Consider the following 15,592-nt stretch of genomic DNA (forward strand, 5'->3'; position numbering starts at 1 on the left):
CGTGGCTCATCTGAGGTGCCCCGCAAGAGACAGCGAGGGCGGCACGATCATTGCCGACCCGGGATGCCGGACCATGCGGGTTCAGAGCCGGTGCGCACCGAGGATTCGCGCGAGGAGAACGTCATGCTCCTGGTAGACAGCGGCCGCTGCGGCAGCGAGCGCCTGGGGCGGCGCCCCTTCGCGCGGCCGAGGCCAAGGTGTAGCCGGCCGGTGATGTCGAGCTTCGGAGGCGGTGTCGTCATCCATCGCGATTAACTCGGCCCCATAGGTCGATGCAACGACTGCCGCGATCTGTCTGCCCGCGGTGTCGATGTCGCCGGCATAGCGCAGGCGCACGCCGTGCGAGACAGCGAGTTGAAATAGCACATGATCGATCGCACGTAACTGGCCGCTGGTGCAGGCGATCGGTTGCCGCACCTCGGCCGTGAAGGCGATCTCCATGACCGACGGGTTCTCCACGACCGTCAGGGTTTGCGGTGCGAGAACAGGCGGATGTTGTAAAAGGTCGAGCAATGTGAGCGCCACAGGGGCCGGTGAATCGCGCAGTCGCCGGTCGATCGGTCCGTCGCCGATAGCCTCGACGTTGAAGAGCAGGACGGTCGCGGAGAGCCGGTCGGCGATGACACCGACGCTGGCCAGCAGCGCGCGTACAAGATCCGGCCGATTCGGCTCGGTTTGGCCGGCACGTTCGGCGATTGCGGCCACGAGGCGGATGCCGCTGAGGGTGGTCAGGTCGAAGTAGTGTGGGTCGCCGGTGATGTCGTGGGCGAGCTTCGCCAGAGGTACCGGTGGCCGGGCTGGAATGCGTCGCAGGGCTGCGGAGAGCGCGGCGATGCTGTGCCGGATCTCGGTATCGTCCTCGCCGACGCCGGTGCCCCGAATCCGGGCGACGAGCTGCGGCAGGTCGGGAAGCTCTCCGGTCGCGAACTGCCACAGCTGCGCACGGCGGTCCGCCGCGGCCAGCGTAGCGGCGCTACGGTCGACGACCGGTTCCCCCACTGCTTTCTCGACCAGTGCGATGAGCGTTTCTCGATCGATGTCGAGCGCGGCGAGGAGTTCTCGTAGTGGGACCGTGGCGGTATCGCCTGACACGGTGACGGCGGATGTGCCGCGGCGTCGGCGTGTGGAGGTGTCGAGCCAGGTCCGCAGTTGCGCGATACCGGCTGTGCTCAGCGCTAGGACCCGAACCGTGTTGATCGCCTCGGGGCGGGTGCCCGCGCAGAGACGTCCGTGGACGGCGCGCCACAGGGGATGCAGGTCGACGTCTTCCGCCAGGTAGGTGAGGTCAGCCGGCATCATTCAGTGTCCGGCCGGGGGTCGTGTCTGTGGTAGGTGCGGCGAGGGGTAGGGGCGTCGGTTCCCCGCTGCCCTTCCACAACCACGGGACGGTCACGCGGTGCCGGCCGTCGGTGATGACTTCGTGGACGACGACGTGTTGAGCTTCGCGTTTGATCAGCGGGGCGATCGTGGGTGTGGTCGCGAGGACGTCGAAATCCCAGGTACGCAGCAGGGTGAGGATCTGGCGCAGGTTGCGGTCGTCGAAAGCGGCGTCGATCTCGTCGATGGACAGCAGGCGAGGTCCCTGGTAGGTGTCGCCGGAGTACATCGACCAGGCGGCGGCCAGCAGCGGGAGCATCGTCGCGAGTCGGGATTCGCCGGTGGATAGGCCTTTGAGCGGGTTGGACCGGGCGTTTACCGGCTTGAACTGGTCGGCGCCGAAGCTGCTGTGCGTGACGCTGATCTCCCAGTGGTGCCAGGAGCGGTAGTCGAAGGTGTGAGCGACTCGGTCGGCCCAGGTTTCCTCGCCGGCGTCCTCCATCCGTTCCCGCAGGATCTCGTACATCTGATCGAAGACCTCGTCGGAGGGCGGCGCTTTGAGCAGGGCGACCATTTGCTGGGAGTTGCCGTCGTCGCGGACCTTCCAGTCGACCTGGACGCCGACGCGGGCCACGCCGGTTCGAACGTTCTCGAGGGTGGCCCGGATCTGTCGGACAAGTTCCCTTGCCGCCTCGCGGCGGGTCTGGATGTCACGCCGCAGCTGGGTGAACATCGACGTCTTGAGAGTCGCTTTGACGTCTTGGCGCAGATCTCGTTCGAGGCCTTCGGCTGTGGCGCGGAGTGTCTCGGCGGCTTGCCTCAGATCCTCGCCGACGGCGGCGTTGGGTGCGGCGAGCGTGATGCGCCGCCACTCGGTGCCCTCGAGGGTGGTGCTGTCGAGCTGCTGATCGAACTCTGCGAGGGCCTGGTTGACGGACCGCATCGTGCTCTCGAGCTGCTTCTGCACCCGTTCCCGAGCGATCCTCAAGGTGTCCAGCCGGGCGCTGGTGGTGGGTTTGCCGGCGAGCAGTTGACGCGACCAGGTGAGTGCGGCGGTCAGGTTGGCCGGCCGGTTGTCGCTATCACGCGGCAGGGTTTCCGGCACTTCGGCGAAGCCGTGAGTGATCAGCAGGCACATTCGATCGAAACAGTCGGTGCGGTGCTGGTCGGCCTCTCGACGACGCGGCGCGATCTTGTCGAGCGTGGTGGTGGCGGCGACCGCAGCATTGTCGTGCGTGCGGAACTCGGCCTCGCGTTGCTCGACCTCTGCCAGTTTGTCGGTCAGTTCGTCGGCGAGCCGGTCTTTCGTCTGGCGTAGCTCGGCGTATTCCGCCCCGTACAGCGCTCGCGTCTGCTCCATCCGGGCGTCCAGTTCCTCGGCGGTGAGCCGGATCTGGTCCGCGGCGGCGACCGCTTTCTGGAACCGGCCGGCGACCCGGTCCGCTGTCCGCTGCTCACGCTGGGCGGTTGCAAGCAAGTCGAGGGTTCGCTGCCCGGCGCTCTGCCAGGCCTCGATCTGCTGCAGCAGGGTAGCGACCAAGTCCCTGTGCCGTCGTAGCACTTCTCGGTCGGTCGGCAGGATGGCGCCGTCGGGCAGCGTTGCGGCGGTATGCAGTGCGCGCAGCGCCGTGCGGACGCGGCCGCTGGCTTGCCGATGCCGGTGGCGATGCTCGTCGACCGAGGCGCGGGCAGCGGCCTCGTCCCGTTCGGCAGCGTCCTCATCACGGGTGGTGCGGCGCAGCTGCTCTACGTCGGGGAATCGCTGTTCCTCGGCGGCGCACACTTGCTGAGCCGTTTGGGCCTCGTTCCGCCGCTCGGTGGCTTCCGCCAGCTCCTCCCGCGCGGTGGTCAGGGCGTCGCCGGCGTCGGACTCGGATTGCCGGGATCGTCCTAGTGCGCCGGCCGCCTCCTCAAGTCGCCGGCGTGCAGTCTCCACCGTCCTGCCTATGGCCTTGCGGGCAGCGTCGAGCTCGGCGAGCAGGCCGGTGAGCTGCGCTGCAGCGGTGGCCAGTGCCTGCGTGGTTTGCTGCTGAGCCTTCGCGACGCCGAGCTGCAGTTGGCTGACCTGCTCGCGTGCCACGAAAACCACGTCGGCGGGAGGGAAGTCATCCCGCTCCCGGCGGGACGCGCGGACAGCGGCTTCAAGTTGTTCAACGCGTTGCTTCTCAGCCTCAAGGTCGTGGCGTGCAATGGCCAGTCGCTGTTCGAGTTCGGCGACGAGCGCGAGCCGCGCCCGTTCGCGGGCGGCCCGACCGATGAACGTGGCTCGGTAGTTTGGCGGAGCCGACGCGATCACGTTGCCGGTGCGCAGGTGTCCGATGTTGAGGTCGCTGCCGTTCAGGTCGATGGCGACGGCCCGCAGCAGCCATTCGACGTGCTGCGGGTCGGCGCCCGAGCCGTTCTCCGCAACGAGGATGTCGGCGAGGCTCTGCCCGGCGGCGGGACGGTCACCGGCGAGCACCAGGTCACCGTGGCCGACCAGGCCCTCGCCGGTGATCAGCGCGTCGAGCAGGCCTGCGGTCAGCAGTGCACCTTCGATACGGTCGGCCTGCTGTGCGCTGATGTGCTCGGCGAAAGCCACGGCGGCCCACAACGGCACGCCACGGCCCCGATCGCGTGGTGCTCGCCACGGCGGCGCTTGCGGCACCGGCAGCTGTTGCCGGGCCTGTTCGAGCTCGTCCTCGATCCCAGTGACTCGTTGCCCCGCATCATCGACCGCACGCCCTGCCTCGGCGATCGCGCGTTGCAGAGCGCTGACAGCCGCCGAGTGGGCCCGTTCCAGATCGAGGAACGGCTGCCGCAGATCGATGGCATCCGGATCGTCGGGCAGGTTCACCGCACGGCCGTCGAGGTGGACGAGCCTGGCGCGCCACCCAGCCACCTGGCGGCTCCACTCGGTTGCTGCCAGGGTGGCGTTCGCTCGGCCGTTCGCCAGAGCTTGCTCAGCTGTGGCGGTGATGGCGTGGGCAGCGTCCACGGCGGCGTCATGGTTGGCCCGGGCTTGGCGTGCCTGTTCGTCGACGGCCGTACGGTCGATGTCGGCTTGGGCCTGCGCGTCCTCCAGGTCACGTTGGGCCTGATCGGCGATTTGTTCGGCCCTATCCCGAGCCTGTGCGGCCCGGTGTGCCGCGCCCTCGGCAACGTGCACGAGGCGGGTGCCGTGCACGACGTCCTGTTCCCGGGCTGCCAGGGCGATCCGTTCCCGTGTTGCGGTCCCAGCCTCATGCAGCCAGGTAATCAGCCGGTCGGGGTCGATTCGGTCCTCGACATCAGTCGTCAGGTCCGCCGGTACGGACGGAAGCTGGGTCCGGCGGCCCTCCCACCGGTCCAATTCGTCGAGTAGGTCCTGTTCGGCGGCGCGACGTTCGGCGCGGGCATCGCCGGCACGGTCGGCGGCACGATCCTGGGCCTCTTCGGCGGTGCGAAGATGCCCGGCCTCGGTTCGTTGCTCGATCTGTGCCATGTCGTGTTCGTGCAGGACCGTGTCGATGCCGTTGAGGGTTGTCGTGCGCGTCTCGATCCAGCCGCGGGGTGTTTCGGCGATCTGGGCGAGGTCAACCTTGGGCGGATCCTGGTCGAGGCTGTTGGCTGCCGTGACCTGTTCGGTGACCTCGGCGAGCCGATCGACGAATGCGTGCGCCCCGACATCGGCGGCTGTCGCGCGTAGCCGTGAGCCGATCCCCGTCAGATGGCGCTGACTGTTGCGGAACTGATCCACGGACTCCACCGCCTGCTGGGCGGCGTATTGCGACTCTTCCTGCAAGTCCAAGCCGGCTGCTTCCAGTTCGGATTGCTGCTTGCGTAGATCAGTCAGGCGTTCTTCGAGATGCGGAAGCTCGGCGCCGGCATGGTCACGCAGCGCATCCTCGGCGGCTTGCAGCCGGCCGCGGACACCAGCGATCTCGCTGCGCAGTTCCTCGCGCCGGGCCTGCACCCGCGCCGCCTGTGCCTGCGCCTCCGCCAACTGCTGCTCGGCGGTACGCGCTTCACGGGCGTGGTCGTCGAAGACCGTCTGGGCATTCGCCAGTCGGGCGGCCTCCTCGGCGATGATCGCGTCGATGTAGCGCTGGTACTGCTGCTCCGATTGTTCCAGCTGCCGAATCTCGGCACGGGCTTGCTTCAGTTGTGCCTCAAGGTCGGCGATGCGTTCCATGGTGTCGGCGATGAACTGCAACGCTCGTGGATCCAGCGCCGGAAGCGCCTCGGTCAGCACCGCGCGCATCTGATTCGGGGAGATCGCCTCTGCGGTGCGGACGCTGCGCAGGCTGCGCAACACTCCGACGAGAGCGTCGAACTGCACCGAGTCCAACGGCGCGAACAGCGTCGTGCGGATCGCGTCGCGGTACTGGTTCTCCTCGGCAAGGTTCACATAGTCCCGGACCTTCGAGGTGAGACGGTCAGTTGAGGTGAACAGTCGGCCGCTCGCGGCGGCAACCTGCTCGGCGAGCCCTTCAATCGGTACCGGATCCCGCTGTTGGGCAAGGAAGAGGTCGGTGCCGACACGGCCCGGCATGATGAAAAACGCCTTCTGCAATCCGCTGCTCTGCGAGCGCAGCCACAGGCCGGTCGTCAGGTAGCGAACGTCACCGGTGCTGCTATCGCGGTAGCCGTACTCCAGCCACCACGCTCCGGTGCGATCCTCCTTCGGGTTGCGGTCGGTGTGCCGGTCGATCAGCGTGCCGACGGCCTCACCAGACACCGACAGCGCCTTCTGCGACACCTCGCCGTCGAGCAGTACGGTGACCAGCATCGAGGCGGTCAAGGACTTACCGGATCCGTTCGGCCCGGCCAGCGCCAGCCAGCCGTCGGCGAACATGAGCGTCTCGTCGGTCCACGCCCACGAGTTCACCGCACCGGCTCGGGTTGGCTGCCATCTGTCGGCGGCGATCGGTCCGTCGTTCCAATCCGACATCGGGCCGGCGGTGTCGCGGCTTCCGGTTCGCTGTTGGCCCGGGTGCGCGATGAGAGTCACGCCGTCCCCTCCCTCGGGTCCGAGTCAGCTTCCGAGCGGTGTCGGCCCGGACGAGCGGGCTGGCCTTGCCGTGCCCGCACGCGCCACAGGTGCACGCCCGGTGTGATCTGCCACCGGTCTTCGTCGCCGGTGACCCGGAGCAGGCCGGCGGTGACCAGTTCCGCGGCAGCGGCTCGAGCTAGGACGGGCAGTTGTTCGGCGTAGCCGGCCGCCCACCGTGGCATGTCTCGACGGATCTCTTCGAACAATGTCGTGATCTCATCGGCGGTCACCTCGGATGCGCCGTGGTGCGGCAGGTGCGACAGCAGGGCTAGCGCACCCTGCCGCTCTGTCTTGCGGCCCTGCGGGAAGTCGGAGTCAGAGGCGGTGCCCGTCGGGTCGGTGATCTCCCACCAGTCGCGGCGCACGCTGGCGACCAGCCCCAGCGCGGCGGCGATGTTCAACGCGCGTTCCCGGCCGGTCGAGGTAGCGAGGTAGCCGACCGGGTTCGGGTCGTCCTCCGGGTCAGCGGCAGGGTCGTCCGCCACTCGCCGCAGCGCGGTCAGCCGGCGCCCCTCCACGCTGGCCTGCCGTTGCGCGACGGCGTCCGGCTCGGCGTCCGGAAGCGAGACCGCTGTCAGCGTGGCGACGTGCTGACCGGGGGCCCGGTCGCTCAACGACAACAGTGTCGGCGACAACGAGGCGAACTTGTTGGCGAGGCTATCGCGGTCAGCGGTGATGAACACCTCCGCGTTCTCGTCCGTCACTGCCCGGTCCAGGTCCGCGTCGACGCCGATCTCCCCGTCCACCTGCAGCAGCTTTATCGCATCCACAATGTTCGCCCGTGCGGCCTGTGCTTCACGCTTGCTGACCCCGTCCGCAGCCACGATCCGGAAAGCCGGTAGCCGACCCGTGGCCGCCTCGGCGGCGCACACCTGAGCAACCGACTGCAACAGCTCGCGCAGGCTGATCCGCGGACGCCGCCACAGCTGTTCACAGACCAGCGCGGCCAGCACCAGCACCTGAGCGGGAGCCAACTCGCCTCGTCCGCTGCGCCGCTGCAGCCGCGGTCCGCGATCCCCGGGAACATCGTCACGGCGCTTATGCAGGCGCACCATCCCACCAACGTCGTGAATGTGCAGGGTCCACCCTAATTCCGTACGGAAGAAGTCGGTGATCTCCCGCCGGCCGCGCAGCACCGCCCGGTAACGAACCGGATCATCGGCCGAAGAGATCCGGCAAGTGAGGATCAGGTGGCGTGCCGCGTCAGCGAGATCCGGGTCGAGAAGCCGCTGGGTCATGCAGCGCCCTCCGTCATCACGACCTGCAGATCCTCGGCGGCTTCAGTCGGGGTCACGGTAATCATGAGCTCCGGCGCCACCAGGGTCCCTTCGGCAAACCGGATCGGCAGGTGGGTCTCGGGGCGGCCCAACCGGACCCGGACGACCACGCTGGCACCCTCGGCATGGACTTCGCCGTATCCGGTAGCGACATCAATCATGTTGCGCGCTACTTCGATCGCTCCGAGCAAGATCACCAACGCCGCTGTCTCCAGACCGGTGAAATAACTCAGCGGCACTTCGCCATCGGTGGCCAGCAACGCGCTGAAGCGCCGCCGATTCGCCGCAGTGGCGGCGGCCTTCTCCAGAGCGGCAGCCCGGGCAGCACCGGCGTCCGGGACCTTGCGGGGACGGCCGCTGGAGCGACCGACGCGTTCGTGCTCGCGCAGGATCACATCCACCTGGTGCCGACTGGTCCCACCGGCTGCCAGGGTGGCGTGAGCGACGTCTTCTTCGGCCGTCCCGACGACCGCATGCACGGCAGGCCATTGGCCGAACGCGGCCGCGTACACCCGACGGGCAGACTCGTCGTCCGGCTGGGCGAACAAGCTGTACGCGAGTTCCCGGAAGTCGGCGGCCAGATCCGACCCGCGCCGCAGGGCTGTGTAGCGTCGATCGATGGCCACCAGGAGGGTATGCACGGCGCCGGCCGCCGAGGAGATCAGTCGCTGCACCGAACCCAAAGGGGCGAACCAGGCGGCCAGGTCAGACAGCCGACGCACCCGCTCGTCGATCCAGTCCTGCTGATCCCGGGCGTCAAGCAGGCCGGCGTGCATGGCGGCGGTCTCGACCAGCGGCCGGTGCCCGGCCGACTCCAATTCGGTCAGGGCCGCCTCGACCCGGCGGAGCGCTCGCCCATACTCGCGCGGGAACTGCCGCAGGGCCTCGATGACACGATCACGGTTCTCCCCGAACAGCAGATCATCGGTGACATCGGACTGCACCATCTGCGCCAGCGCAGCGTAGAAGTCGGCGGTGACCCGCTGCATCTCGTCCAGCCTCGTCCGGACGTCATCCAGGTCGGTTGGCAGGAGCCCAGCGTCGGAAGAAAGATGCTCGATCAGATCACGGACCGTGCGTTCGACGCTGTCGAGAAGACGGCTCGGCAGTTGCAACGCCCGCCGCGAGTCGACGACAGCCGTGCGCACCGCGGCCACCACGGCCCGGCCGATCTTGGTCAACGCCCAGGCCTCCTGCCGGCGGACCACCGCATCCAAACCCGCGTTGAGAGCCGCATAGTCCCGGAATGGCTCGACGAGATGCGCACTCGTCAGATAGTCGAGCACCATACGCAGCTCAAATTCGGTCACCTGGTCGCGGAAGCCGACGTCGCGCATCTGCGCGGCGATGTCGGCCGGCGTCGACATCGGGGCACGTGTCGCCAACTCCTCCAAGGCTGCCAACACTGCCGTGTTGCGCTCGCGCGCCAAGTCCTCGGGTTGGCCGAAGCATCGCCACACGACCGGATCGATGTCCTGCCACCACAGCCGTGGCGAATTCGGCACGCAGTTCCTCCCGGACGACCGTTACCTACCGCGCCATCGTCGCGGCACTCACCAACACTTCCTCGCTACTCTCCGAGACGCACCAGTGACCGACGCCGCAAGATTACGGTCATCGCGGCCGAAACGCAGCCCCGGGAACAGCAACCGACAGCCGGACCACCACTACTGGGCCGTCCTCATCGAACGTCACCCGAACTAACTATCGACAGGTTGGGCCAACCTGTCCGCAGGAACCTTGCTATCAAGGACGCAGCTACCGACTCACGCACCGCCTCACGGTCATCGACGGCTAAGCCCACCTCACCTGACCCGGGCATGTACTGAACGTCCCCAGCCCGCCCTGCGCGCTCACGCTTTCCATGATCACCGAGACCTCGACGCAATCAGCGACGGGGACATGCCACCGAAGGCATGGGAGGACCAGCTCGCGCTGACCCGACCCGCCGGGATTGGAGGCTGGCCTCTCGTGAGCGCTGCGGCAGTGTTCGATACAAGCCGACCCGCACCGCAGCCGCACAGCGGCGAGGGGCGGGGGCGGCGTGCGGTAGCCGGGGTTGCCAAGACCGTCTCGCGGCAACGAAGCACATCGGCTGCGCTTGAGTCCTGGGCAGAAAACGAGTCCTGTTCATCCATACCTACATGGGCCGTTCAGCCATACGCGGACAGCATTCGTCTGCTATCGCGCGTGATCTTGACGTCGGCGGCGGCCGGTGAAGGGCCGGTCGGAGGCGGCCGATCGGATCGTGCCTCATCATGCACTGCCTAAATGTGATTGTTCGGTCATGACACAACTTATCCGACCGAAGGAACACCTCGTCGGTCCACTCGTACCTGCTGTCCTGCCCGCGCGTCCGGGTCCAAGCCCGATGCCGATGCCAGCTCTACCTGCCCGAGCCTGTCCGTCGGCGATCACGGACGCGCCCCTGCTGCTGTGGATGGCTCTCCCGGCACGCTGTGGCCGGGTGAGCGCGCAGCACCTCCTGCGCGCGCTGGCATGGCCCCCGCACCACCGCCTCGACGTTCAGCCGCGCCACGGCATGCTCGTCATCTGCTCGGCCAGCGACGGCCTCCACCAGGTGGGCAGCCGAGGGGACCTACCCTTGCCGGCGAATGCCCGGCACATGTGCCGCATCGAGCCCGGCCAACCCGTGCTGCTCGCCGCCATCGTCACGCACGACCTGCTCGTCGTGCATTCCGTCAGCACCGTCGTACGCCTGCTCGCCGACCTGCACACTCACCTGGCGGGAGCCGGCAATGAACACTGACCCCGCCGCCATCGCTGCCGCACGGCAGGTTCTGGCTCACCTGGGCGTCACGGTGACCGATCTGCAATCGCACCCCGCGACGCCGGCCGTTGTGCCGACGGTCGCCGAGTACCTGCCCCGTGTTATTGCCGCTGCCGGGCCCGGAGCACGCCGCACCTACGGCACCTACTGGGAACGGATGGCCGCCGCGTGGCCCGAGCGGCCCGTGGACACCGTCACCGCCAGTGATGTCGAGGCCCTGAAACAGGCGATGATCGCCAGCGCCGTGTCGCGGCGCAACAGCCGCAACGGCCGGCACGCTGGTGAGCACCTCGTCGCCGCCGCCCGCGCCTTCTTCCGATGTGCCATCGCCGACGGGCTGATCGACGCCGCCGCCAGCCCCGCGCACCGCGTCGCGAAACCCCGACGCTTACCCGGCACCCGCCGCGCCTTGACCGCACACGAGTTGGAGGAGATCAACGCGATAGCGCGCACCAGCGGAAACGACGTCATCCTCGACGCGCTGCTCCTGCGCCTGCACACCGAGACCGCGTGCCGCCGCGGCGGCGCCCTGGCCCTACGGCTGGTCGACCTCGATGCGACCAACGGACTCGTCCGCCTCACCGAGAAAGGATCGACCATCCGCTGGCAGCCCATCACCCTCGATCTCGCCGGACACCTGCGGGAGCACGCCGCCGCTCGCGGCGCGGTCCTGCCGACCGATCCGCTCCTGCGCGCGCGCAACGGCCAACCGATCACCAGCCGCCGCTACGACCACCTATGGCAACGCTTAGGTGAGCGCCTGCCCTGGGTAGCCGTGCACGGCATCTCGACCCACTGGCTGCGCCACACCACCCTGACCTGGGTGGAACGGCACTTCGGCTACGGCATCGCCCGCGCCTACGCCGGACACACCGACAGCCCCGGATCCTCCACCACCACCTACATCAAGGCTGATCTGCACGACGTGGCCAACGCGCTGTCGGCCATGACCGGCCAGCCCCATCCACTGGCCCGGATGGCAGATCACGCCGGCACCTGGTCGCAGGTGAACCACGTCGCATCGCCCACGTCCGAGTAGGGGACAGTAGCCGCGTGCGGTGTCGGGGGAACCAGCTCCGAATGCACCGCACGCGGCTCGGCGCGTTGCCGAAGCCGGCCCAGCGTGCTTGGTTCGCCGCCTACCTCGACGCGGCCGACCGATGCGAAGTCCAGACTCTGATCCGGCTCGGCCAGCAACCGTGAAGCGGCGGATTCTCGCGCTGCACCTGTCCGCCCAGGGCGCGCCAGCGTTTGTGGCTGGCGTCAGCGTCATCACGCTGCTGCATGGTCCGGCGGAACCTGGCTCACCGACAGGCCTTTGCGACGGGCCCGCCGCCCGCCTCCCCGTGGTCGCGCTCGCACAGTTGCTGTCCGCGCTTCTGCTCGGCCCCACCTCGACAGTGCCGACGACAATCTCGAACTCAGGACACCAGTGCCAAAGCAGGTCTGGCGAGCCGGCCCTGGGTCGCCGCCGTCACGCTCTTCGCCCTCGATGCTGCCGGCTACTCGGTCTGGGGGTCGAGCACATCGTGGTCTCGGGCGCAAGCACGACGGCCTTGCCCTACCGACATGCGCCGAGATCCGGGACCCACAGACCATCCATTCCGCCGTAGAAACCATGCATTACCTCGCCCCGCTGGACGAAGCCCGCTCACTGCACTCCATCGCAGCCGCGGTGCCGTCGAGCGGCCCCTACGCCAGCGACTCACTCGCCGGGGATCTCCTCGTGCCCTACCTGAAGAGGATGCTCGCCGAAAACCGGCGCCGGGTTCTCGTTGACCCCGACGGCGTCGCAGCGTTCCGCCACCTTCTGAAGGCGATCTCAGCGGCGGGCAATCAAGAGGCGCTAGCGCTGGCCTACAGCTTCGCCGACGTATTCCGGTGACCTGGCACGAGGGAGCTTCGCGCGTGACTGCAGCGGCCTTGTGATGGACGCGAGCCGAGTCGCCGGCAAGCCGGCGAACACTTCGCTGCCGCGGTCCGCGCCTCTAAACCGGGCCATCGTCGACGGCCACGTCGCGGCCGGGGACAGCCCGAACCACGGGTGCGCAAACCCTGCCAGCTGCCGCCCAACACCCGCCGCGCGCTCACCCCCTCATGAGCTGTAGGAAACCAACCAGGCCGCCCGCGCCGGCGGCAACAACCCGCTGTCGGCCATGACCGGCCAGCCCCATCCGCTGGCCCGTCTGGCACATCACGTCGAATGGTGGTCGCAGGCGAGCTGCGCCGTCTCACCTACAACCGAGTAAGGGGTGGGAAGCCGCATGCGGTGCTCCGGGTGGCGGCTCCGGGGTGCACCGCACGCGGCGAGGCCCCGCGCGACGCCCTACCTTGGTCGCGGCAACTGCCTTGTAAGCCGTCCACGCTCGGAGCTATTCGACGGTTTCCCAGGTCAGGGCGGGGGGTCGTTGCCCTCCGCTGGTGAGGAACTGTCGTGCCGCTTGCCGCGCGGTCGCGTCGGTAACTCGGGTGCGTTCGGGCCACGCGTCGGTGGGGCTGCCGGCATAGTCGAAGGTGAACGGGGGCCCCGGTTCGAGGTCTGGCTGGTACCCCCAAGCGCTGCTGCCGTCGGCCGCGACGTGATAGACGAACGACCGTTCGGGGTGCCCGATACAGATGTCGAGCATGACGGGGAACTCGCCTCTGCCGGGAGCGATGAGGGTGACGCAGTAGGGCAGATGCTCGGTGTGGGCGCGGCTGATCGTGTCCAGCGTGGCGTCGAGTTCGGCGACGGTGCTGACCGACGCGGCGCCGTCGCCGCGTCCCCAGGTGATGTCGATGCTCATCGCCGGATCCCTTCTCCTGTTCCGACGTACAGCTTATGGAGCCACGTGCGGTCACCGTCGGTGAGGAACACTGTCAGGCGTGTTCCTTGCGGCAGGATCGTGGCGAGGATCTTTTCGCAGACCAGAGGTCTGATCGGATCGTCGCAGGGGGTGTGATTGAGCACGAGCGTGGCCTCTGATGGGCTGCCGGGACGGCGCAGGATAGCGGCGGCCTGCGCTTCGGCGTGGTCCATCACGATGGCCTGAGCCAGCGGCGGTTTGAGTCCCACCCCGGCGGCGGGAAGCCTGCCCACCCGGATCTGCCGGCTGCGCAGCCGACCGTCCGGCTCCGCGGAGAAGTCAGGATCGCGCATGATCGCCCCGTCGGCGAGGAGGAACGCCTCGGTTTTGTCCTGTGGTTCGCTGCGACGTGCCAGACTCATGCCGGCCCGATGGACCGCCTGCGGCGTATTGGGCGATGCGGGTGGTCGACGGTTCCCGCCGCCACCCGCGGTCAGTTTCCCAGACCGCCCAGCCCACGCACCCGCGTGAGGATCTCTTCTAGCTTGCCCGCTGACTGACCGACCGCGACACCCGCCCCACCAAGCTGCTGTGAGCTGCGGTCCACCATCGCTGCAGTGCTTTGATCGGTGGTGCCCTGCAACGCCGCTTGGATCAACGCCCGCGCTTGGTGAAGCTCAGAGCCGGCAGTTCGGATCAGTTGCCCGGCTTGATCAAGATGCGCCTTGGCTTGAAGAAGCCGACTGATTAACTCTGCCGCACTCACCCGAATCACTGTGCCAGAACATCGACGTGCGCGGGGGCCTGTCATGATGCCGCTCGACGACGATGGTGGCGGATCAGATGGGCACGTCAGCGGCGCGGTAGGCGCGGCTGGGGAGCTCGTCTTCGCCTCGCTGCGTTTTCATGGCCAAGACGACCTCCCTTGTCTGAGCTCGCTCAGCGGCGACCTCAAGTACGGCTTCGCTTCCCGCCTTGGTGGTGCCGGCGAACCCGCGGCGCACGAGGGCAACGAAGACTTCTCGAGGAAGGTACCGAGTGTTGCCATACGTGACCTCGAACCCGGTGCGAGGGCCGGTACGAAGGCTTCCGTCAGCGATCGCGCGTTGAAGGTATTCAGCCGGGACGTACATGCCTTTGATCACGAACGGGTCGCCCGGAGTGAAGTCTTGATCGCGGACAAATTTGAACCAAAACGGACTGGGCACCATGCGCCAGTCCCGCGAGTTGACGGGCTCGTTCAAGCCGATATCCATCCGCTGCAGTTGTTTCTCAAGATCAGCCTGGCCGGTGTAGGCCCACCGCTCAGTGACTTGGTCCCGGCTGGTTGGGCGCAGAGTCATGCGCTTGTACTGGACGAGTGTGAAGATGTGGGCGAGTTGGTCGAAGTAGATGAGGTCGACGCCCAGGCTCTTCTCTAAGGGTTTGCGGTTGACGTTGGCGATGGTCAGCGCAAATTGGTCGTCGGTGAATCGGGCGATGCTGGCGCTGCGCATCTGTAGTTGGCCGTAGGGATCGAAGCGACGCAGGTCCTCGGCGAGCAGGTCGTCCTCGTTGTCGGCCACGGAGAGCGGGTTGTCGGTGAGGTACAGCGAATTGAAGGTGGCGCCGAAGGCCTCGCTGGTGGTGACCCCGTCGCCCGGGGTGTACAACAGATCGTCGGGTGCCGACACGCCGGAGAGGTCGATCGCTAGTGCGACGGCGTCTCGCTCTTCGCGCAGCCGAGCTGCGTGAGGTCCAAGCACCCGTTCGTCGGCTTCATGTAGTGCCCGGATCCACTGCCCGGCCGCGGGCGCGAGCTGTTGTAGCGCGGCGACCACGGCGGCGCCGCCCTGCGGTGGTAGTCGTGCCGGCTCAAGTGCGTGAGGGAGTCGGGCCATTAGGTCGAGGCGTCGCTTCACGTGCTGCGGTAGCGCCGCCTGTATGTGCTTGACTGGCACCGGCTTGGGAAGGCGGAATACCGGCGTGATCGAGGTGCGGTCCTTGCCAGTTGCTATCTGCTGCGATCGACGGGCTACGCCGATGAGGACCACAGCGTCGTCATCGTCGGTCTCGTCTCCGCCGGGACCGATGCCGAGCATGAGGGCGCCGGGTTTCGGCCGGCTGTGTCGGTAGAACACGTCGGTCACTCGGGTGTGGGTGCGTGGATGAACCTCGTCGGTCATAACCTCGTCGAGTGCCCACATGATCACATCGCGCGCCGGCATGCGCACAGTTTGCCAGCCCTTCCTACTTCGACAGCTCCCGGCGGCGGCAGTAGCGTTCAACTGTTGGGGGTAATCCTTCTGGCTCCAAGTGTCGAATTCTGCCGGTTGCTGTTGCGGTGCGTCGCCGACGAGCTCATCGACGTGCATGGGTGGTGCTGGCCTAGGAGGTGACGTGACCGAAGTCGGGGGAGTGGCTTCGG

Annotated in this window: 11 protein-coding genes and 1 pseudogene; 4 read left to right on the forward strand and 8 right to left on the reverse strand. The window is 67.7% G+C overall.

The window, feature by feature from the left end; translation table 11 throughout:
• Positions 1-81: 81 nt before the first annotated feature.
• Genes ACFQGL_RS05635 through ACFQGL_RS05650 form a run of 4 tightly spaced genes read right to left on the reverse strand, consistent with a single transcriptional unit; the run spans position 82 to position 9,113 of the window.
• Positions 82-1,296, reverse strand: coding sequence for a TIGR02679 domain-containing protein (locus tag ACFQGL_RS05635; protein ID WP_377506388.1), 1,215 nt, complete (start codon positions 1,294-1,296; stop codon positions 82-84).
• Positions 1,286-6,289 (reverse strand): SbcC/MukB-like Walker B domain-containing protein, encoded by a 5,004-nt coding sequence (locus ACFQGL_RS05640; RefSeq protein WP_377506391.1) that lies wholly within the window; start codon positions 6,287-6,289, stop codon positions 1,286-1,288. Before ACFQGL_RS05640 ends, ACFQGL_RS05635 begins: the two co-directional genes overlap by 11 nt.
• Entirely contained in the window at positions 6,286-7,569 is a 1,284-nt protein-coding gene (locus ACFQGL_RS05645) for a DUF2398 family protein (RefSeq protein ID WP_377506393.1), read from the reverse strand. Before ACFQGL_RS05645 ends, ACFQGL_RS05640 begins: the two co-directional genes overlap by 4 nt.
• Positions 7,566-9,113, reverse strand: a complete 1,548-nt coding sequence (locus ACFQGL_RS05650; protein WP_377506396.1) for a DUF2397 family protein — start codon at positions 9,111-9,113, stop codon at positions 7,566-7,568. The genes ACFQGL_RS05645 and ACFQGL_RS05650 overlap by 4 nt, the downstream gene beginning before the upstream one ends.
• 962 nt (positions 9,114-10,075) lie before the next feature.
• Between ACFQGL_RS05650 and ACFQGL_RS05655 the strand changes: the two genes are divergently transcribed.
• From ACFQGL_RS05655 to ACFQGL_RS05670, 4 genes and pseudogenes are all read left to right on the forward strand, one after another.
• Positions 10,076-10,378, forward strand: a complete 303-nt coding sequence (locus tag ACFQGL_RS05655) for a hypothetical protein (RefSeq protein ID WP_377506399.1) — start codon at positions 10,076-10,078, stop codon at positions 10,376-10,378.
• Positions 10,368-11,438 carry a tyrosine-type recombinase/integrase gene (locus ACFQGL_RS05660; protein WP_377506402.1) on the forward strand — a complete coding sequence of 357 codons (1,071 nt, stop codon included), beginning with the start codon at positions 10,368-10,370 and terminating at the stop codon, positions 11,436-11,438. The genes ACFQGL_RS05655 and ACFQGL_RS05660 overlap by 11 nt, the downstream gene beginning before the upstream one ends.
• Before the next feature lie 160 nt (positions 11,439-11,598).
• Positions 11,599-11,858 (forward strand): annotated as a pseudogene (locus ACFQGL_RS05665) (hypothetical protein); the annotation flags it as partial.
• 159 nt (positions 11,859-12,017) lie between these two features.
• On the forward strand, positions 12,018-12,284 hold the full coding sequence (locus ACFQGL_RS05670; RefSeq protein WP_377507202.1) for a hypothetical protein: 267 nt from the start codon (positions 12,018-12,020) through the stop codon (positions 12,282-12,284).
• 487 nt (positions 12,285-12,771) lie between these two features.
• Here ACFQGL_RS05670 and ACFQGL_RS05675 read toward each other — a convergent pair whose 3' ends face one another.
• The 4 genes from ACFQGL_RS05675 to ACFQGL_RS05690 all read right to left on the reverse strand — a co-directional run bounded on the left by ACFQGL_RS05675 (position 12,772) and on the right by ACFQGL_RS05690 (position 15,539).
• Complete coding sequence (locus ACFQGL_RS05675; protein ID WP_377506404.1) at positions 12,772-13,185, reverse strand: Imm1 family immunity protein; 414 nt, start codon at positions 13,183-13,185, stop codon at positions 12,772-12,774.
• Complete coding sequence (locus ACFQGL_RS05680; protein WP_377506407.1) at positions 13,182-13,607, reverse strand: DddA-like double-stranded DNA deaminase toxin; 426 nt, start codon at positions 13,605-13,607, stop codon at positions 13,182-13,184. The genes ACFQGL_RS05675 and ACFQGL_RS05680 overlap by 4 nt, the downstream gene beginning before the upstream one ends.
• A gap of 71 nt (positions 13,608-13,678) precedes the next feature.
• A complete protein-coding gene (locus ACFQGL_RS05685) occupies positions 13,679-13,951 on the reverse strand; it encodes a hypothetical protein (protein WP_377506410.1) in 273 nt (90 codons plus the stop codon).
• Positions 13,952-14,024: 73 nt separating this feature from the next.
• On the reverse strand, positions 14,025-15,539 hold the full coding sequence (locus ACFQGL_RS05690) for a hypothetical protein (RefSeq protein WP_377506413.1): 1,515 nt from the start codon (positions 15,537-15,539) through the stop codon (positions 14,025-14,027).
• Positions 15,540-15,592 lie beyond the last annotated feature (53 nt).

The sequence above is a fragment of the Micromonospora vulcania genome, assembly GCF_042658605.1.
Classification (GTDB): domain Bacteria; phylum Actinomycetota; class Actinomycetes; order Mycobacteriales; family Micromonosporaceae; genus Micromonospora; species Micromonospora vulcania.

Excerpts from the sequence above, each read along its gene's own strand:
- ACFQGL_RS05635 (WP_377506388.1), bottom strand. The coding sequence starts at position 1,296 with ATGCCGGCTGACCTCACCTACCTGGCGGAAGACGTCGACCTGCATCCC.
- ACFQGL_RS05645 (WP_377506393.1), bottom strand. The coding sequence starts at position 7,569 with ATGACCCAGCGGCTTCTCGACCCGGATCTCGCTGACGCGGCACGCCAC.
- ACFQGL_RS05660 (WP_377506402.1), top strand. The coding sequence starts at position 10,368 with ATGAACACTGACCCCGCCGCCATCGCTGCCGCACGGCAGGTTCTGGCT.
- ACFQGL_RS05670 (WP_377507202.1), top strand. The coding sequence starts at position 12,018 with ATGCATTACCTCGCCCCGCTGGACGAAGCCCGCTCACTGCACTCCATC.
- ACFQGL_RS05675 (WP_377506404.1), bottom strand. The coding sequence starts at position 13,185 with ATGAGCATCGACATCACCTGGGGACGCGGCGACGGCGCCGCGTCGGTC.
- ACFQGL_RS05680 (WP_377506407.1), bottom strand. The coding sequence starts at position 13,607 with ATGAGTCTGGCACGTCGCAGCGAACCACAGGACAAAACCGAGGCGTTC.
- ACFQGL_RS05690 (WP_377506413.1), bottom strand. The coding sequence starts at position 15,539 with ATGCACGTCGATGAGCTCGTCGGCGACGCACCGCAACAGCAACCGGCA.